The sequence below is a fragment of the Agromyces cerinus genome (assembly GCF_016907835.1).
Classification (GTDB): Bacteria; Actinomycetota; Actinomycetes; order Actinomycetales; family Microbacteriaceae; genus Agromyces; species Agromyces nitratus.
Genome location: NZ_JAFBCT010000001.1, coordinates 92,301 through 110,135 on the forward strand (window position 1 = coordinate 92,301; position 17,835 = coordinate 110,135).

Annotated in this window: 16 protein-coding genes; 9 read left to right on the plus strand and 7 right to left on the minus strand. The window is 70.5% G+C overall.

Going from position 1 to position 17,835, the window contains the following annotated elements; all coding sequences use genetic code 11:
* Positions 1–73 precede the first annotated feature (73 nt).
* The 3 genes from JOE59_RS00370 to JOE59_RS00380 are packed head-to-tail and all read left to right on the plus strand — an operon-like array spanning position 74 to position 3,053.
* Positions 74–1,117, plus strand: a complete 1,044-nt coding sequence (locus tag JOE59_RS00370) for a hypothetical protein (RefSeq protein ID WP_204458280.1) — start codon at positions 74–76, stop codon at positions 1,115–1,117.
* Complete coding sequence (locus tag JOE59_RS00375; protein ID WP_204458282.1) at positions 1,114–2,388, plus strand: sensor histidine kinase; 1,275 nt, start codon at positions 1,114–1,116, stop codon at positions 2,386–2,388. Before JOE59_RS00370 ends, JOE59_RS00375 begins: the two co-directional genes overlap by 4 nt.
* Positions 2,385–3,053 carry a response regulator transcription factor gene (locus JOE59_RS00380; RefSeq protein WP_204458284.1) on the plus strand — a complete coding sequence of 223 codons (669 nt, stop codon included), beginning with the start codon at positions 2,385–2,387 and terminating at the stop codon, positions 3,051–3,053. The genes JOE59_RS00375 and JOE59_RS00380 overlap by 4 nt, the downstream gene beginning before the upstream one ends.
* Here the strand turns inward: JOE59_RS00380 and JOE59_RS00385 are convergent.
* Positions 3,050–5,944 carry an ATP-binding protein gene (locus JOE59_RS00385; RefSeq protein WP_204458286.1) on the minus strand — a complete coding sequence of 965 codons (2,895 nt, stop codon included), beginning with the start codon at positions 5,942–5,944 and terminating at the stop codon, positions 3,050–3,052. The two genes, JOE59_RS00380 and JOE59_RS00385, sit on opposite strands and share 4 nt — an antisense overlap.
* Before the next feature lie 166 nt (positions 5,945–6,110).
* Here JOE59_RS00385 and JOE59_RS00390 point away from each other — a divergent pair, with 166 nt between their 5' ends.
* Positions 6,111–6,344: a hypothetical protein gene (locus JOE59_RS00390; protein WP_204458289.1), complete on the plus strand. Its 234-nt coding sequence runs from the start codon at positions 6,111–6,113 to the stop codon at positions 6,342–6,344.
* Between the two features lie 139 nt (positions 6,345–6,483).
* Here the strand turns inward: JOE59_RS00390 and JOE59_RS00395 are convergent, their stop codons facing one another.
* The 3 genes from JOE59_RS00395 to JOE59_RS00405 all read right to left on the minus strand — a co-directional run bounded on the left by JOE59_RS00395 (position 6,484) and on the right by JOE59_RS00405 (position 8,743).
* Positions 6,484–6,687 (minus strand): dsRBD fold-containing protein, encoded by a 204-nt coding sequence (locus JOE59_RS00395; protein ID WP_239560036.1) that lies wholly within the window; start codon positions 6,685–6,687, stop codon positions 6,484–6,486.
* Between the two features lie 67 nt (positions 6,688–6,754).
* Positions 6,755–7,339 carry a dihydrofolate reductase family protein gene (locus JOE59_RS00400; RefSeq protein ID WP_204458291.1) on the minus strand — a complete coding sequence of 195 codons (585 nt, stop codon included), beginning with the start codon at positions 7,337–7,339 and terminating at the stop codon, positions 6,755–6,757.
* Between the two features lie 15 nt (positions 7,340–7,354).
* On the minus strand, positions 7,355–8,743 hold the full coding sequence (locus JOE59_RS00405; RefSeq protein WP_204458294.1) for an FAD-binding oxidoreductase: 1,389 nt from the start codon (positions 8,741–8,743) through the stop codon (positions 7,355–7,357).
* A 137-nt stretch (positions 8,744–8,880) separates the two neighbouring features.
* Between JOE59_RS00405 and JOE59_RS00410 the strand changes: the two genes are divergently transcribed.
* Positions 8,881–9,246, plus strand: coding sequence for a hypothetical protein (locus tag JOE59_RS00410; protein WP_204458296.1), 366 nt, complete (start codon positions 8,881–8,883; stop codon positions 9,244–9,246).
* 39 nt (positions 9,247–9,285) lie between these two features.
* On the opposite strand, the gene JOE59_RS00415 is transcribed toward JOE59_RS00410, so the two are convergent.
* Positions 9,286–10,587, minus strand: a complete 1,302-nt coding sequence (locus tag JOE59_RS00415) for an MFS transporter (RefSeq protein WP_307836891.1) — start codon at positions 10,585–10,587, stop codon at positions 9,286–9,288.
* A gap of 137 nt (positions 10,588–10,724) precedes the next feature.
* Here JOE59_RS00415 and JOE59_RS00420 point away from each other — a divergent pair, with 137 nt between their 5' ends.
* A complete protein-coding gene (locus JOE59_RS00420; RefSeq protein WP_204458304.1) occupies positions 10,725–12,176 on the plus strand; it encodes a cellulase family glycosylhydrolase in 1,452 nt (483 codons plus the stop codon).
* A gap of 297 nt (positions 12,177–12,473) precedes the next feature.
* On the opposite strand, the gene glsA is transcribed toward JOE59_RS00420, so the two are convergent.
* Positions 12,474–13,700 (minus strand): glutaminase A, encoded by a 1,227-nt coding sequence (gene glsA, locus JOE59_RS00425; protein WP_204458312.1) that lies wholly within the window; start codon positions 13,698–13,700, stop codon positions 12,474–12,476.
* Between the two features lie 170 nt (positions 13,701–13,870).
* Between glsA and JOE59_RS00430 the strand changes: the two genes are divergently transcribed.
* Complete coding sequence (locus JOE59_RS00430) at positions 13,871–15,274, plus strand: HNH endonuclease signature motif containing protein (RefSeq protein WP_204458314.1); 1,404 nt, start codon at positions 13,871–13,873, stop codon at positions 15,272–15,274.
* An 83-nt stretch (positions 15,275–15,357) separates the two neighbouring features.
* Here JOE59_RS00430 and JOE59_RS00435 read toward each other — a convergent pair whose 3' ends face one another.
* A complete protein-coding gene (locus tag JOE59_RS00435; protein WP_204458316.1) occupies positions 15,358–15,852 on the minus strand; it encodes a hypothetical protein in 495 nt (164 codons plus the stop codon).
* A gap of 142 nt (positions 15,853–15,994) precedes the next feature.
* Here JOE59_RS00435 and JOE59_RS00440 point away from each other — a divergent pair, with 142 nt between their 5' ends.
* Together JOE59_RS00440 and JOE59_RS00445 are read left to right on the plus strand one after the other, a co-directional pair.
* Positions 15,995–17,218, plus strand: coding sequence for a sensor histidine kinase (locus JOE59_RS00440; RefSeq protein WP_204458318.1), 1,224 nt, complete (start codon positions 15,995–15,997; stop codon positions 17,216–17,218).
* Positions 17,215–17,826, plus strand: coding sequence for a response regulator transcription factor (locus JOE59_RS00445; RefSeq protein ID WP_307836892.1), 612 nt, complete (start codon positions 17,215–17,217; stop codon positions 17,824–17,826). Before JOE59_RS00440 ends, JOE59_RS00445 begins: the two co-directional genes overlap by 4 nt.
* Positions 17,827–17,835 lie beyond the last annotated feature (9 nt).

Below are 17,835 nucleotides of genomic sequence, written 5' to 3' on the forward strand. Positions count from 1 at the left end.
CGTGGAGCACAGCTCACCCGCGGATCGGAACGGCGGAGACACGTCAAGGCGGAACTTCCGGGCGCTCCGGTCCGTGCCGTGGTGGATCGCGACCGCGTGGTCCGTCGGCTATCTTCTGGCGGGCACCGCATGGGGTCTCGGGGCATCGGGATACCCGTTCTCCGGCGGCGGGGCCGGTCCGCGAGCCTCCGTGATGGATCCCGTGCCGACCCAGGTCGGCGGCTGGATCCTCGCCGGGGCGGCCGCGCTCGCCGGGGTGCTGGTCGTGCTGCTCGCGCGTCGTCCCGCTGCTCGCGCTCCGGCCGCCGTCGCGGTGCTCGTCGGGGTGACATTGGCCGTCGTGCTCACGGATTTCCGGGTGCTGGTGTTCGCCGCCTACTTGCCGGTGATGGCCGTTGCGGCCCTCCTCGGTCACGTCGACCCGCATATCATGGCGACAATGCTCATCTGGCCGAACATCAACCAAATGGTTCTGATGGTCGCCGGTGCCAGCGTGGCCTCCCTCGGCATTCGCGGTCTGATGGCACGGAATCGCGCAGGCGAGACGAAGACGGATGACGCTGCGCCCGGGCTGCGGGCCGCGACCGCGCTTCGGGTTGGCCGCTGGGCGACCGGCGTGGCCGTCGTCGTTCCCGTCGGGTACGCGATCACGCGAATCGGATGGTTCGCCGGCGTGCCGATCGGCATCAGCCCGAGCTTCATGCAGCGGCTCGTCGATGCCCACGCAGCGCCCATCGGCGCCGGGCTGGGCGGCGTCGCACTCCTCGGAGCCGTGCTGACCCTCGGCCTCGTCCGCCCCTGGGGCGAAATCTGGCCGCGCTGGGTGCCGTTCCTGCGCGGGCGGGCGATTCCACCACGGCTTCCCGCGGCCCTCGCGATCGCCATCTCGTTGCCGATCATGTCGGCCGGCCTGATGTACGTGCGGAAGCAACTCGCGGGCGAGGAGTTCGGAGCGACCGGGGCGGAGCACGAGCCGGGAGCGTGGGTGCCCGAGATGTTCTTCCCGGTGTGGGGCGCGGCTCTTGCGATCGCAGCGCTCGCCTACCTCCACAGGCGAACGGCCGGTCAGGAGCTGTCGCGTCGATCCACACGCCCACGGGGTCTGGTGAGCGGATGAACTCCATCGTCGACGCAGGGCCCACGACCGACGGGCGGCGGGACGGCCTGTTCAGGCGGAATCCTGCGCTCACCGATCTGATCGTGGCCGCGGCCTACGCGATCCCGCTCGGCCTCGTGTCGCTGCGCCTCTTGCAGCTCTCCGACAGCCCACTCGTGTGGCGGGTGCTCGCCGGCGTCGCGGTCGTCGTGTTGCATGCGGCGACGGCGCTGCGGCGCCGTTGGCCCCGACTCGCGTTCGGCGTTGGCGCGGGAATGGCACTGGTGCTTGCGCTGCTTCCTCCGTTGCAGGATGCCGCGGGGAACGCGTTCCCGGCGTTCGCGTTGCCGAGCATCCTCGTCTTCGGCGTGCTCGTGTTCACGGCGGCGCGCGTGCTCGGTGCACGCGACAGCTGGGTCTGTCTGGCTGTCGCGCTCGCCGTCGCCGCCGTCGTCGTGGTTCGGCTCTGGAACCCGCAGGTCTGGGGCAGGCCGTCCGACGAGGGCGAGCTCATCATCTGGCGCGCGGCGCTGACGCTCGGCATCACGGCGACGATTCTCTGCCTGTGGGCGCTGGGCCGGCTCGCCAGAGTTCGAGACTCCTATTTCGCCGAGCTGAGGGAGAAGGCGGAACGGGCCGATGCCGACCGGGCGCGTGAACGGGCGGAGGCGGCTCGCGCCGAACGGGATCGCATCAGCCGCGAACTCCACGACATCGTCTCCCACTCCTTGGCCGTCATGGTGAGCCAGGCCGAAGGCGGCCGACTCTCCGATCCGACCGCGCCGACGGCCGCGACGTTCGCCACGATCTCGAGGATCGGCCGCGAATCCCTGCGGGACATGCGCGGACTGCTGGGCGTGCTGAGGTCGGATGTCGGAACCGAGCGAGCGCCCCAACCGGGCTTGGCGGATCTGCCGGCACTGGTGGACCAGGTGCGCGCAGCGGGCGTGGAGCTCGTCGACGAGGCATCCGGTGACCAGCGTCGGCTTCGCCCCGCAGCCGACCTCGCCGCCTATCGTGTCGTGCAGGAAGCACTGACCAACGTGCTCAAGCACGCAGGCCCCGCACCGGAGGCCGGCCTCAGCCTCGACTGGCATGCCGACCGGCTCGTCATCCGCGTGCACGACACCGGCGCGGGCCCCGACGTCGACGTCGATGCCGACAGTGCCGGGCTGGACGGCATGCGGGAGCGACTGCAGATCATCGGCGGTTCGCTCGAGACCCATGGGCGCGCGGGCGAGGGGTTCACGCTCACCGCAACCATCCCCTACGACGACGGGAGTCTGCCATGATCCGCTTGCTGATCGTCGACGATCAAGAACTCCTGCGACAGGGCCTCGCGATGGTGGCTCGGTCCCAACCCGACATGGACGTCGTCGCAGAAGCCGGCCATGGCGGCGAGGCGCTCCAGGTTCTCGAGACCGAGCAGATCGATGTCGTCGTGATGGATGTGCGCATGCCGGTCATGGACGGCATCGTGGCCACGCGCGAGATCCAGAAGCTGGTCGACGCTCCGAAGGTGCTCGTGCTCACGACCTTCGACCTCGACGAGTACGCGTTCGATGCACTCCGTGCGGGAGCGAGCGGCTTCATCCTGAAGGATGCACCCGGCGAGGAGATCATCGCCGCGATCCGGCACGTCCACCACGGCGACGCCGTCATCGCTCCGGCGACCACCCGTCGCCTCATCGACCATCTCACCGCTCCGACGGGAGACCCCGACGCCGTCTTGCGAAAGCTCACCGACCGGGAGCGAGACGTCTTCCTCGGCCTCGCACGCGGCGACTCGAACACCGAGATCGGGGCGCGGCTGTTCCTCTCCGAGACCACGGTGAAGACCCATGTCGGGCGCATCCTGAGCAAGCTCGGCCTCCGAGACCGGATCCAGGCCGTGGTGCTGGCCTACGAGACCGGGGTCGTCGCTCGCGGCACCCGGCATTCGCCCGACACGCCCTAGGCGCCCTCGCCCACCAACCCGTGTTCGCGCGCGAACATCGCCGCCTGCGTGCGGTTGACCGCCCCGATCTTCGTCAGGATGTTGCGCACATGGTTCGCCGCCGTGTGCTCGCTGATCACGAGCGCCGCGGCGATGTCGCGATTGCTGCGCCCCTCGGCGATCAGCCCGATGACCTCGCGTTCGCGCGCGGTCAGCCCGTGCACCGACCGAGCGGATGCCTCGCCCCCCGTGTCGAGCGACCGCAGCACCTTCACCAGCCCGGCGGGCTCGGCGATCGCGCGTGCCCGAGTGGCGAGTGCGCTCGCCGCGGGCGATCGGGGGTCGGCCCGGCGCAGGTGCGCCGCATGGGCGGCGAGGGCCCGGGCGGCATGCAGGCCGGCGTCACTGCGTTCAGCGAGGTCGACGGCGGCGGCGAAGCGTTCGCCGGGCGCACCGAACCCGCAGAGCGACTCGATCTCGCCGAGGTAGCAGTCGGCGGCGCCGAACGGCGCGATGAACAGCCCCGACATGAGGTTCAGCCCGGCGTACTCCTCGAGCCAGGGGTGCAGCACCGCGGCGGTGTCGGCGTCGCCGAGCCAGAGCGCGGCCTCGGTCATGAAGACGAGCCGGGCCGGCCAGTCGCTCGAGATGCTCGGCTCGGCCTCGGTGCGTTCGAGCACCCAGGCGAGCGCGCGGCGCGCGGGGCGCTCGAGTTCGAGCTCGGTGTAGAGAGCGAGCAGCCCCGGCGCCCATCGCTCGGTGGGCGACTCCTCGCCGCTGATGAGCGGCCGCACGGCCTCGAGAAGCCCCGCCTCCCGGCGCACCATGTACGTCTGCAGGGCGCTCGCCCCCGACGTCGCGTCGTCGCGGAAGACGCCCTCGCGCTGTTGCGCGCGCCGGCAGGCGGCCGCGGCCTCGTCGAGGTCGCCGGCGACGAGCTCCCGGGTGAATCGCACGCACTCGACCCAGTAGTTCCAGTGCCGCTCCCAGTTGCGTCGCATCTCGTCGAGGTGGCGCTCCGACTCGTCGAGGCCGACGCGATCGCCCACGAGGTACGAGTACGCCGCCCGGTACATCGACGCGGCGCCGAGCCAGTCGTTCACCCTCGAATTGGTGAGCCCCACAAGTTCGGTCGCGCGGTCGAGGCGCCCGGCGACACCGCGGGGGCGCAGTGTCAGCGTCACCGACGTGCGCAGCGTCGCCGCGAGCAGGTGCGGGTCGCCGCGCGCACGGGCGAGCTCGACCGCGCGAGCGGCGATCTGCTCGGCCTCGTCGACGGCGCCGGTGAACGCCATCGCCCGCGCGAGCGAGCCGAGCGCCTCGATGCAGAGCGGGTCGTCGTCATCGGTCGGCACCGCCGCGAGGGCCGCCGTGAGCATGTCACGAGCGCGGAACCCGGGCAGCCCCGGCCGCCACGAGGCATCCTCGTAGCCGATCGCGGCACGCAGGCGCTGCCGGGCGTTGCCCACCTCGCTCGCCCGCTCGAAGGTGGCGCGCGCCCGCGCGGTGTCGGCCGCGAGGTCCCAGCTCTCCGCGGCGCGCAGCAGCAGCTCGGCGCGTTCCTCGGTGTCGGGCGTGATCTCGGCGGCGCGCACGAACAGGGAGCCGGCGTCGTCGTGGGCGACGCGGCCCTCGGCGAGCTCGGCGGCACGGGCGAGGTACGTCACGGCCCGATCGCCGAAGCCGAGGGCGCGCGCCGCGGCGTAGTGGTGGGCGAGCCGCTGCACGAGTCGCGGAGCTGCCGGGAAATCGGCCTCGAGCGTCTGCGCGATGCGCGCGTGGGTGCGCAGCACCTCGGTCGCGGGAATCACGTCGATGATCGCCTGCCGCGCGATCGCGTGCGTGAACCGGTAGTGGTCGCCGGCCCGCCGCGGTGGCTCGATGAGGCCGCCGCGCACCGCGGCATCCATCGCCCCCAGCGTGACCTCGACGGATGCCTCGCTGATGCCGAGCACTTCGGCGAGGTCGACCTCCTGGCCGAGCACGGCGGCGAGCACGAGCACCGACCGCTGCGTCTCGTCGAGCAGGGCGATGCGCGACCGCGCCATGTCGCTCACCGTGTCGGGCAGCTCGATCACGCGCTCGCCCCCGCGCTGCTCCGCCTCGACCACCGGCCGCCACATCGCCCGCAGCAGGAACGGGTTGCCGCCCGTGAGCTCGCGCAGCACCTCTGCCGAGTCGAGGGCGCGCTCACGCGAGAGCCCGGCACGGATCACGACGTAGTCGGCGATCTGGTCGAGCGTGAAGGGCGAGAGGTCGATGCGCTGCACGCCGGTCAGCCGTGCGAGCGGTGCGAGCGAATCGGCGAGCGGCTCCGAGCGATCGGGCGGGGAGTTGCGGAACGCGCCCACGATGAGCACCCGGCGATCGGTCGTACCCTCGACGACCCGGCTGAGCAGTCGCATGGCCGCAGGCCCCGCCCAATGCAGGTCGTCGAGGGCGAGCACCACCGGTCGGCGCTCGGCGGCCGCACGCAGCACGTCCACGACCGCGGCGTACACGCGCTCCTGCCCGGTCGAGCGGTCCGCGGCATCCTGATCGGTCTGCTCGAGCACGCGTTCGAGCAGCTCGGCCGATTCGAGGGCGGATGCCGCTGCGGCATCCGCTCGGTAGGCGGGCAGCACTGCGCGCAACGGCTCGCCGAACGGTTCGAACGGGGCGCCGATCTCTTGGATGCAGGAGCCGGTGAGCACGGCGGCGCCGCCCGCGCTGAGCCGGGTGCACACCTCGCTCACGAGCCGCGACTTGCCCGAGCCCGCGTCGCCGCTGACGAAGACCGCCCGCCCGGCGCCGGCGGTCGCGTCGGCCCACGCGGCATCGAGCGCCGCGACCTCGTCGTGTCGCGCGATGAACGGAGGCTGGCCGGAGGTCGTCCAAACCGCCGGCAGCGCCGGGGCGGACCAATCCCGCATGCCCATCACGATAGTCCGCGGCCGTGCCGGCGGCGATGACCCGAATTGACTACGCCGAGGCCTGCGCGAAGATGGGCTGCCCGCGTCATGTAGCGCTGCCGCGACCTTCCTACCGTGAGTCCCAGCGGTGCTCCTCCAGGAGCCCGCACCAGGGAAGGAACGGATCATGAACGCACGCGCGTTCCTCATCATCCCGGCCGTGGCGGGCCTCGCCGTGCTCGCAGGCTGCGGGCTCACCGAGAGCGGCGCCGCCGGGGCGGGCACCGGCGCCGTCAAGGTGCAGATGCCGTCGACCGAGGTGTGCCATCTGCCCGCGTACATCCGCAAGCACGTCCCCGAGGGCGTCTGCACCAGTGCCCCGGTCGTCGACGACGACCTGTCGCCGCTGACCGGCGAATGAGATCAGCCGACGGAGTGCCGGGTGTCGCGCGGCGCGTAGCGCGCCAGCGTGATGCCCGTGCCCGTCGGGCTCACTGACTACCGGTGCAGGTGCACGGGCTCTCCCGTGACGCCACTGATGTCCTTCTCCGTCGTGTGCATCAGTCGTTCGGCGAGGTTCGCAATGCGCGCGACACTGCGAGCTCGTCGCCGATCTCGGGCACGCTCGGATCGTGCGGATTGCGCTGCGCCTGGCCGGCGCCGGTCACTTCGTGACCCGCGGGCGTGCGCAGGCTGGCGTATGCCATCGTCGTGTCTTCTTGTTCGTCGATGTCGACGGTGATGTTCCACTGCGTCGCAGACATGGAACTCACCACCTTCCGGTCTGGTTCCATCTTCAGGGTACCGACCTTCCGCATGGGCGGCGAGGGCTCAGTCGGCGGGCGCGTACCGCGCCAGCGTGATGCCAGTGCCTGTCGTCAGGCTGCTCAGGAGCGTCAGCTTCTGATGCACCCCCTCGAACATGCGCTGCCCGCTGCCGAGCAGCACGGGGTGGATGATCAGCACGTATTCGTCGATGAGCCCGACCTTCGCGAGCGCGCGCACGAGCTCGCCGCTGCCGAGGATCGAGAGGTCACCGCCATCCGTCGCCTTCAGCTCGGCGACCGTCTGCGCGGCGTCGCCCGCGACGACCGTGGAGTGCTGCCAATCGAGTTCGAGTGACGGATGTCGCGTGACGACGTACTTCTCGGTGCGGTTGAGGTGCTCGGTGAACGGGTTGCCGTCGGTCTGGTGCGGCCAGAAGGCGGCCATGTGGTCGTAGGTGCGGTGGCCGAAGAGCATCGCGCCGGTCTTGGCCATGCCCTTGCCCATCTCGGCGCCGAGCTCGGGGTCGGCGGTCGCACCGAGCGCCCAGCCGCCCAGGGTGAAGCCGCCGCGGGTGTCCTCGTCGGGCGACATCGGCGCCTGCATCACGCCGTCGAGCGAGACGTTGTTGGTCACGGTGATGCTGCGCATGTCGGTCTCAGGCCCTCAATCCGGTGGGATGTTCTGGTTGAGCTTGAAGAGGTTGCCAGGGTCGTACGTGCGCTTGAGAGCCTTGAGCCGGTCGTACTTCTCCGGTCCATAGGCCTGGCGGATACGCTCCTCGCCCTCCTCCATGAGGAAGTTCACGTAGACGCTCGTGTGGAACGGCTCGAGCGCCGACCAGAAGTCGCGCACCCATTCGCGTTCGGCATCGAAGCCCTCGGATGTCGCGGTCGCCGCGTTGATGTTGAAGGTGTGCCCGACGCTGCGCCCGTTGAACGCGGTCTCGTGCTCGCCGACCCTGGCGACCGCGCCGCCCATCTGCCAGATGGGGAAGCTCGTGAGCGGCGACTGGATGCGCCGCGTGTGCTCGACCGTGATGTCGATGACCTCGTCGCTCAGCTCGGCGACGTCGCAGGAGCGGAAGTAGTACCAGCGGCCGGGTGGGAAAGACGGATCGAACATCGCCTGGTGCTCGAGGAAGGGCTTCGGTTCGCACAGGTCGAGCACCGGCGTGCCGAATCGCTTCATCGGGCGCACGACTCGCTCGCCCTCTTCGATGGGCCCCGTGTAGCAGCAGACCACGCCGACGATGAGCTTGCCGTGCAGTTCGGGCGGAACGTAGGGGAGTGGCGGCGCCTTGCGGTGCAGCACGATCGTCATCAGCTCGTCGGGGGCGTCGGCGATCCAATCGCGATAGAAGCGCAGCACCTGCGGCGACTGCTCGATCGGCCAGAAGATGGGGCCCGCGACCACGGTCGGGCCGACCTCGCACAGGTTGAAGTCGAATGCCGTGACGATGCCGAAGTTGCCGCCACCACCGCGCACGCCCCAGAAGAGGTCGGCGTTTTCGGCGTCGCTCGCGATGACGCGCTCGCCCGCGGCGGTGGTGAGCTCCACCGACGAGAGCTGGTCGATGCTCAGGCCGTGCTTGCGCATGATCCATCCGATGCCGCCGCCGAGCGTCAGGCCGGCCACGCCCGTGTGCGTGACGATGCCGCTCGGCACCGCGAGCCCCGAGGGCTGCGTGGCCTGATCGACGTCGCCGAGCAGTGCGCCCGCCTGCACGTGCACCGTGCGCGCCTCGGGATCGACGGTGACCGCCCGCATCGGTGCGAGGTCGATCACGATGCCGTCGTCGCACACCGAGAGCCCGGGAAAGCTGTGGCCGCCCCCGCGAACCGCCACGGGCAGCCCCGTGCGGCGGGCGAACAGCAGCGACGCACCGATGTCGTCGGCTCCGGCGCATCGCGCGATCACGGCGGGACGACGATCGATCGATCCGTTCCAGACCCTGCGGTGCTCGTCGTAAGTGCCGTCGTGCGGCCGCACGAGTTCGCCAGCGAACCCCGATGCCAGCTCGCTGAACGCGGCTGCATCGACCGCCACGGTCATGCGGCCAAGCTACTCCTCGGGTCTCGTGCCCGCCAGCAGGAAGCGAGGCCGGCTGGGACCTGGCACGCCGCCACGAGACATCCGCTCGACGGTCGCGATATCGTCGTCTCGCCAATCATCAGAAGGAGCCCTACGCCATGCCCGAACTCATCCTCTCCGGCAACGAACAGCAGACCGTGCCCGTCGTGATCTCGATCGCACAGGGCCTCGGCTACGAGGCCACGCAGCCGTCGCAGTCGAGCATCAAGCTCGAGCGCGGCAACCTGTCGAAGACCCTGCTGCTCGGGGCGATGGCGGGCAAGAACTTCCACATCTCGTTCACGTTCGACATCGGCGTCGACCAGCACGGCAACACCTGGCTGCGCTTCGACCAGGATGGCGCGCTCGGCGCGGTCAAGGGCGGCGCGATCGGCTACGCGAAGAGCAAGAACGCCTACGGCGAGTTCATCAACGCGATGCGCGCGGAGACGATGCAGCGCGGGCTGCTGCTCGGCGAGCGGTAGCGCGCCGACGTCCCTGAGGCCTCAGGAGTCCGTGAGGCCTCAGGCGTGCGTCTCTGCTGCGTCCTCGTGGCGAGCGCTGCGCAGCGGAGACACCGCGACGACGAGGGCGGCGACGGTGAAGATGATCGCTGCGACCCCGAAGGTCGACTGGTAGCCCAGGAGCGTCGCGAGGAGCCCCGTCAGCAATGCGCCGAGGAAGAAGACGACGCGGTTGACCGTGCGGATGGTCGAGTTCATGCGGCCCTGAATCGCGTCGGGCGCCACGGCCTGTCGGTAGCCGGTGTCGTTCGCATCCTCGATGCCCGTCGAGAGGCCGAACACGAACTGCGCAGCCGAGACGACGGGCATGAGCACCCCGAGGTCGGTCGAGGCGTCGATCGGCAGCACCGCCAACGCGAGCCACGGCACGATGGCGAGCGCGCGGCCCAAGAGGATCGCCCGCCCTGCACCGAGCCGCATACCGATGCGAGGCGCGAAGAGGGCGCCGAGAAAGCCGCCGACTCCGCCGAAGGCGAGTGCGACGCCGAACGCCCCGGGCGCGAGGTCCAACTCCCGAAGGACGAACACGGCGAACACGGTCGACACGATGCTGTTCGCGAGGAACCAGATGTGGATCGAGAGTGCGAGCGGGCGGAGGGTGCGGTGCCGATAGGTGTAGCGCAGTCCTTCGACGATGTCGTGCCCGATGTGACGGCCTCGCGGGCGGGGCTGCGGCGCTGCCTCCTGCACCGAGATGCGGGACTGGAGCACCGCCGAGACGGCGTTGATCACCGCGTCGAATGCGAACAGGATCGGCGCACCGAGCAGCGTGAACAGGGCGCCGCCCAGCGCGGGCCCGGCCGTTCCGGCGACGGTCTCGCTCTGGCCGAGCCGCGCGTTGGCCATCACGAGTGAGCTTCGCGGAACGAGGTTCGGAAGCAGCGGCTGGGCGGCGGAGTCCGCGAAGAGCGTCAGGACGCCGAGCGTCAGCATGACGCCGGCGAGCGACCAGAAGGTGAGCGCGTCGAGGAGGAGCAGCACGGGGATCGATCCGAGGACGATCGCTCGCCCGACGCTGGTGATGATCAACGTCCGTTGACGCCGCCATCGGTCCATGAGCGCACCGACGATCAGGCCGAGGAAGAGGTACGGCACAACGCCGAGCGCACTCAGGATGCTGATCTCGATCGGTGTGGCGTTCAGCACCGTCACGATCAGCACCTGGAAAGCGACACCTGCGATCGCGCTCCCGAAGGCACGGATCGTCGTGGCGCTCCAGAACAGTGCGAAGGCGGGAACGCGGAGCACCTCGCGCGAGCGAGGCTCGGCATCGGTGCCGGTTCGAGTCACCTCTTCGCGCACCCGCCCAGTGTATGACCAGCCGCGATCGCGCCCCGGACGGCGCAAGGCGGAGCGAGTTCTCCGGATTACTAGGTCATTTGACCCACTTCACGTATGCTCGCTCGCAACCCGGTTGAAATCCGCGCAAAGGAGCGCCCATGCCCACGACCTTGCACCGAGCCGCCGCGGGGTTCGCCCTCGCCACCGCGGCCGCACTCGCCCTCGTTCCGGCGGCCGCAGCAGCGGCCGCGCCTGCGACCACGGAGCCGAGCAGCAGCCGCAGTGCCGCGAAGCCGGCCCCCGCGGCATCCGACGACGGAAGCACCATCACGACCGCCGACGGCCGCGTCTTCATCACCGACGACCAGGGCCGTGCGCTGCAACTGCGCGGCTACAACGCGGCGAAGTACGTGCACGACCGGCTGACGCCCGCCGACATCGAGTCGATGGCCGACCAGGGCTTCAACTTCCTTCGGCTCGTCGTGCAGTGGCAGTACTTCGAGCCCGAGCAGGGCGAGTACGACGAGGCGTACTTCGACTATGTCGACTCGGTGCTCGACGCGGCCGACCGCGAGGGCGTGCACGTCATGCTCGACATGCACCAAGACGTCTACGGGCCCGTGTTCGGCGCCTCCGGCGCGCCCGAGTGGGCCACCCGCACCGACGGGCTGCCGTTCGTCGACGACCCGGCCAACTGGTTCAACAACTACTTCCAGCCCGCGGTCATGCGCGCCTTCACGCACCTCTACGACGATGCCGACCTGCGTGCGGCGCAGCAGCAGCTGTGGGTCCGCGTCGCCGACCGCTTCGAGGGCCACGACAGCCTGCTCGGCTACGACCTGTTCAACGAGCCCTTCGGCGAGTTCTACGAGGACGAGGACTGGGTCACCGCCTCGGCGCGCATCGAGTCGACCAAGATCAGCGACATGTACGACCGGCTGATCGAATCGGTGCGTTCGGTCGACGACGAGTCGTGGATCTTCGTCGAGCCGACCGTGCTCGTCGGCTACGGCGTGCCCACGCAGCTGCGCAGCTTCGACGACCCGAAGGTCGGCTACGCCCCGCACTTCTACAACACGGGTGTCGAAGAGGGCGGCGACTGGACCGGCGACGACTTCGTGGTGAACTACGAGGCCGCGATCTCGGCCTACCCGACCGCGAACGGCATGCCGATGATCGTCGGCGAGTGGGGCGTGCCCAACTCGCGCACGCCGGGCAATGCCGCGCTCGTCGCCGCACAGGTCGCGGCGATGGAGCGCTTCGCGAGCGGCTGGTCGATCTGGTACTACTGCCGCAGCGACGGGGGCGGCTACTGCGCGATGAACGCCACGGGCGGAGCCGCACCCGGCAACGAGCCCGCGTTCGGCCCGTATGCACGCGCGATCGCCGGCACCCCCGGTTCGGAGCACTTCAACGCTGCCAGCGGTGACTACACGGTGAGCTTCACGGCCGGCGCCGGCCCGACCGAGATCTGGGTGCCGACGACGACCTACGCGCAGGCACCCGAGGTGTCGATCACGGGTGGCAAGGCGCACTACAACGCGAAGAAGCAGACCCTGCGCATCACGGCGAAGCCGGGTTCGAAAGTGACACTGACGCTCGAGCGGTGAGGGTGACCGGCGCGCTGGCGCGCTGATGGCTCCCGCGCCCGCCCCAGCAGGGCGGGCGCGGGAGTCGGCGCTACTCCTCGACTCCCGGGTCGCCGCCGTCGAGGCCGCCGTCGGTGGATTCGCTGAGCGGAGCCGCCTCGCCGTCGGGCGTCTTCGTCGGGTCGCTCGGCACTGCCAGCCTCCCGCGATCGGCCTCGGAGCGGGAAGGGGTTGACACCCCGGTGCGGCGCGCGCCCGCGACATCCGTTCTCTTGCTCTGGCTTTGCTCTTGCTCGCGATCGAGCGGGCGTCTCGTGATCAGCTGTCGAGCGGGCGCAGCACGCCCTCGGGATCGCGCACGACGACGCGGGCGCGCCCATCGGGCGCCGCGCCGACGAGCGCCGGCGCCGCTGCGAACACACGCTTCGATCCCTCGCCGACACGGGTCACTTCGGAGAAGTCGAGCACGAGGCATCCGCCGTCGCCGACGAAGGGGGTGAGGCGCGTGAGCACCTCCTCGGCACCGGCGAAGAAGATCTCTCCGCGGAGCACCGCGACGGTGTCGGCGCCTTCGCGCTCGAGCGAGGCGATCGGCGACAGCGGCGCGCCGTGGTGCTGCAGCATGTGCAGGCCGTGCCGCTCCGAGAGCAGCTCGAGCGTCGCGACCCCGCGTGCGCTGTTGCCGCGCGCGTCGAGGCGCGGGCTGAAGGTGCCGATGCCGAACTGGCCGGGTTGCACCGCGGCGATGCCGCCGCCGACCCCGCTCTTCGCGGGCAGCCCTACCCGCACGAGCCAGTCGCCCGACGCGTCGTACATGCCGCAGCTCGTCATGACGGCCATGGTCCACCGGGCGGCGTCTTCACTGATGACGCGCTCGTCGGTCACGGGGTTCACGCCGCCGGTCGCGAGCGTCGCCGCCATGATCGCGAGGTCGCGCGCGTTGACGGTGAGCGAGCACTGGCGGAAGTACGCGGTCGTCGCGACATCCGCCGTCGAACCGAGCGTGCCGGCCGAGCGGGTCAGGTAGGCGAGGGCGCGATTGCGATCGCCGGTGGATGCCTCGGAGGAGAACACGTCTTCGTCGACCGAGAGGTCGCGGCCCGCGAACTTCGCGAGCCCGGCCTGCACGAGGGCGAACTTCTCCTCGGCCGTGTCGCCGCGCATGAGCGAGGTCGTCACGATGGCGCCGGCATTGATCATGGGGTTCAGCGGGCGGCCGGTTGCCGCCTCCAGGCTGATCGCGTTGAACGGCTCGCCGCTCGGTTCGAGGCCGACGTGCCGGATCACCTCGACGAGGCCGAGCGCATCGACCGCGAGCGCGAAGACGAAGGGCTTCGACACCGACTGGATCGTGAACGTCGCGTCGCAGTCGCCGGCCTCGTGCACGACGCCATGGGTGCTCGCGAGCGCGGCGCCGAGCCGGTCTGGATCGACGATCGCGAGTTCGGGGATGTAGCTCGCGACCTCGCCGTCGTTGAGTGGGCGCACGTCGTCGAGCACCGACTCGAGCATGCGTCGAACGGGATCCCGCAATTCCGCGGCCATGGGGTCAGCCTACGAGGCCGAGGCGGCGAGCGGTGGAAATGGAGTTCGATCTCTTGGTCGACTCCTCCTCCACAGGTGTGCGATTACTTGAGTTATTCACAGGCTGACCTGCTCTTTTAGAGCATTCTCGCGTCGGTTGGAATGTCGGTGGGTCGCGGCAGGATTGGGTTGTGAACGGAATCGTCGAGGTGCTCGAAGAGGTGCGGTCGTCGCTCCTGGGCGTCATGGAGTTCGACGATCCCGCCGGGTGGTCCGATGACGAGCTGCTCGCCGCGACGGCCGCGATCGAGGAGGTCGGCCGGGTGGTCGACGCGCGACGGGTCGCCTGCGCGGGCGAGGTCGGCGAGCGTTCCCGGGTCGAGCTGGGCGGTGAGCGGCTGTCGACCCGCCGCGGGTGCCGCTCCGCCGCCGAGCTCCTCGAGCGGGTCACGCAGGTGTCGGGCGCCGAGGCCCGGCGACGCAGTGCGCTCGGCACGGCCACGCGGAGCCGGCGCGGGTTGACCGGTGACCCGATGGAGGCGCGGTTTCCCGAAGTCGCGGCGGCGCTCGCCGACGGAGAACTCGGGGCCGACGCCGCGTGCATGATCGTGCGCGAGCTCGACGGCACCCGGCGCGTCGCCGACCCCGGCGACCTCCGCACGGCCGAGCACGAACTCGTCGCCGCGGCCGTCGCATCGGGCGATGCTGCACCGGTGCGCTGCTCCGCCGACGAGTTGCGGGTGCAGGCACAGGTGTGGGCCGCGTTCCTCGACCAAGACGGGCCAGAGCCCGACGACGAACGAGCGATGCGGCGGCGAGGCTTCCGATTCGGCCGCGCTCGCGACGGGCTCATCCCGGTCGGCGGCGAACTCCTGCCTGAGGTCGCGGCGGCGCTCGGCCGCATGTTCGATGCGCACCTCGCGCCGCGATCGGGCGGTGGTTTCATGACCGCCGACGAGCGCGCCGACCTCGAACGCAACGGCGAGCAGCGCACTGCCGACCAGCAGCGTCACGACGTCGTGGCGGCGATCATCGCCACCGCCGCCCGATCGGGTGAGCATCCGACGATCGGGGGCTCGGCGCCCACCGTGCTCGTGAGCGTTCGAGCCGCCGACCTCGAGGCCGGGCACGGGGTGGCGCATGCCGACGGGGTCGAGATCCCGGTGTCGATGCGCGCGGCCCGGCAGCTGATGTGCACCGGCGGTACGCAGCAGATCACCTTCGACAGTGCCGGCCGCATCATCGGGCTGGGATCGCCCGAGCGTTGCTTCACCCCGCATCAGCGCCGGGCGATCACGCTGCGCGATGGCGGCTGCCTGATCCCGGGGTGCAGCGTGCCGGCCGCGTGGTGCGAGATCCACCACGTCGTTCCCGACGTCGACGGGGGCCCGACCCACACCGACAACGGCGTGCTGCTCTGCTGGTTCCATCACCGCACGATCGAGACGTCGGGGTGGGGCATCCGCATGGCCCGCGGGGTTCCGCAGGTGCGCACGCCCGCGTGGCTCGACCCGGGCGGCGGGTGGCGGCAGGTCACGAAATCACCGACGAGACTGGCCGATCGGGTCGAGCGAAGACCTGCTGCCGTGGCGTGACGTACCGTCGCATCGCGCGGTGCGAGACGAGCCGAGGGCGGTGCCTCAGCGCGAGGGCGGTGCCTCAGCGCGAGGGCGGTGCATCAGCGCGCGAGCGAGACGCCGATGGTTGCGAGCACCCCGAACACCACGCCCCAGAGCACGATCGAGATGATCTGCCAGAGGATCACGGCGTTGCGGTTCGCACCGAACGACACCATCGCGGCCGAGGTGAACTGGCTCGGCAGGATGGCCGGGCCGACGAGGCTCACCCCTGCGACGCCGTACTTGTCGAACGCCCGGCGGACCTTCTCGCGGCGCGGCGACTCGACGCGTTCCTCGCCGGTGCCGTCGGCGACGGCCTTGCCGGCGACGACCCTGCCGCGCACCCCGTGCGCCGTCATCACGAAGATGAGCATCGAGATGATGTTGCCGACCACGGCTGCACCGATCGCGATCGCGGTCGGCAGCCCGATGAGCACCCCGATGACCGAGCCGAAGTAGGAATCGACGAACGGGATCGCGGCGACGATCATCACCCCGAACCACTGGAGGAAGGAGGGGAGGGAAGCGGCGAAGTCCTGCAGGGCGTCGATCACGACGAGTCCTTTCGTAGGGGAGGTTGGTTCGGTTCAATCCTTCGCGGCGCGGTCCCTCGGCGGCAGTGCCGCGGTGTCAGGTCATGCCGTGGGATTCCGCACGCCGGAGCATGACAAATGTCACTGGCCTAGGCTCGAATCCATGCCTGCCGAACCCGCCCGCAGTGTGCAGACGACGTGGCTGTACACGCTCGGGTCGATCGTCTTCTTCTTCGGGTTCCTCGACCTCGTCGTCGCACTGTCGATGCTCGAGGCGTACCTGCGCACCGACGACGTCGTGACCGCCGTGCTCGTCGTGCTGATGCTCGTCGCGTCGGCGATGCAGCTGCGGTACTGCTGGTTCCTGCGCGTCGGGCGCGGCGGCGGCCTGCCGAACCCGTGGTGGACGGCGGCGCTCGTGGCACCCGCCTCGGTCGTCTGGGTGCTCGGCCTCTTCTCCCAGGCCGACGCGCTCGCGGCCGCGGTGCCGCTCTGGGCCGCGGCGAGCCTCATCGCGTGCCTGCTGCCGAAGCCGCAGCGCCGGCTCGTGCTGCTCGTCGGCCTGATCACGGTGATCGCGCACCCGATGCTCGCCACCGCCGTGACCGGCGAGCAGTTCGTCTTCGGACGCACGTCGGACACCTGGATGATCGCCATCTTCGCGGCGATGCTGCCGGTCATGCTGCTCACGAGCATGTGGTGGTGGGAGGTCGTTGTGCAGCTCGACCGGCACCGTCGCACCGCAGCCGAACTCGCTGTGACGCAGGAGCGCCTGCGCTTCGCCAGCGACCTGCACGACATCCAGGGCCACCATCTGCAGGTCATCTCGCTGAAGTCCGAGCTCGCCGAGCGCATGCTCGAGATCGACCCCGCCGCCGCCCGCGAGCTCGTGCACGAGACCCGCCTGATCGCGAAGCAGGCGCTCGAAGAGACGCGCTCGCTCGTCGCCGGCTACCGGCACGTCGCCTTCGACGACGAGCTCGAGAACGCCCGCGAGGTGCTCACCGCGTCGGGTGCCGAGTGCACCCTGCGACTCGGCCCATCGCCCGCCGACGCTCTGGTGCAGAGCGCGCTCGCTTCGGTCGTGCGCGAGGCCACGACCAACATCCTGCGACACAGCGAGGCGACGACAGTGACGATCCAACTGACCACGACGGCTGAGCTCACCGAGCTCGCGATCGTGAACGACGGCATCCAGGTGACGGATGCCTCGGCGCCCGGCCCCGCCGTTGGCGCCGCCGTGTCGCGCGCGCCCGGCTCCGGGCTCGCGGGCCTGCGCGAGCGGCTCGCCGCCGTGGGCGGCACGATCGAGACGGCGACGGACGCCTCGGGCGCCCGCTTCGAGCTTCGGGCCACGGTGCCCGTCGGGGCGCGGGTCGCAGCGTGAGCGGCGGCATCCGTCTGCTCATCGCCGACGACGAGCACCTGATCCGCGGCGCCCTCGTGGCGCTCCTGAACCTCGAGCCCGACATCGAGGTCGTCGCGAGCGCCGACAACGGCGTGACCGCCGTCGAACAGGCGATCGCGACGGTGCCCGACGTGTGCCTGCTCGACCTCGAGATGCCGCACGCCGACGGGCTCGAGGCGGCCGCGCGCATCCTCGCCGCGGTGCCGACGCGCGTCGTGATCGTGACCCGGCATGCGCGCCCCGGCGTGCTGCGGCGGGCACTGGCGTCGAAGGTCTCGGGCTTCGTGCCGAAGTCGACGCCGGCAGAAGACCTCGCCCACGTCATTCGAGACGTCGCCGCCGGTCGCCGTTACATCGACCCCGAGATCGCGGCGACCGCGCTCACGGCGGAGCGCTGCCCGCTCACCGACCGCGAGCTCGATGCGTTGCGGTTCAGCCGTTCGACGACGAGCGTGCAGCAGATCGCCGAACGCCTGCACCTGGCTCAGGGCACCGTGCGCAACTATCTCTCGTCGGCGATGACGAAGCTCGACGCCTCATCGCGGCACGAGGCCGCCGAGAAGGCGTGGCAGCAGGGCTGGATCTGAGGGCTGGCC

Excerpts from the sequence above, each read along its gene's own strand:
- JOE59_RS00420 (WP_204458304.1), top strand. The coding sequence starts at position 10,725 with ATGCCCACGACCTTGCACCGAGCCGCCGCGGGGTTCGCCCTCGCCACC.
- glsA (WP_204458312.1), bottom strand. The coding sequence starts at position 13,700 with ATGGCCGCGGAATTGCGGGATCCCGTTCGACGCATGCTCGAGTCGGTG.
- JOE59_RS00400 (WP_204458291.1), bottom strand. The coding sequence starts at position 7,339 with ATGCGCAGCATCACCGTGACCAACAACGTCTCGCTCGACGGCGTGATG.
- JOE59_RS00405 (WP_204458294.1), bottom strand. The coding sequence starts at position 8,743 with ATGACCGTGGCGGTCGATGCAGCCGCGTTCAGCGAGCTGGCATCGGGG.
- JOE59_RS00395 (WP_239560036.1), bottom strand. The coding sequence starts at position 6,687 with ATGTCTGCGACGCAGTGGAACATCACCGTCGACATCGACGAACAAGAA.
- JOE59_RS00375 (WP_204458282.1), top strand. The coding sequence starts at position 1,114 with ATGAACTCCATCGTCGACGCAGGGCCCACGACCGACGGGCGGCGGGAC.
- JOE59_RS00385 (WP_204458286.1), bottom strand. The coding sequence starts at position 5,944 with ATGCGGGATTGGTCCGCCCCGGCGCTGCCGGCGGTTTGGACGACCTCC.
- JOE59_RS00440 (WP_204458318.1), top strand. The coding sequence starts at position 15,995 with ATGCCTGCCGAACCCGCCCGCAGTGTGCAGACGACGTGGCTGTACACG.
- JOE59_RS00410 (WP_204458296.1), top strand. The coding sequence starts at position 8,881 with ATGCCCGAACTCATCCTCTCCGGCAACGAACAGCAGACCGTGCCCGTC.
- JOE59_RS00390 (WP_204458289.1), top strand. The coding sequence starts at position 6,111 with ATGAACGCACGCGCGTTCCTCATCATCCCGGCCGTGGCGGGCCTCGCC.
- JOE59_RS00380 (WP_204458284.1), top strand. The coding sequence starts at position 2,385 with ATGATCCGCTTGCTGATCGTCGACGATCAAGAACTCCTGCGACAGGGC.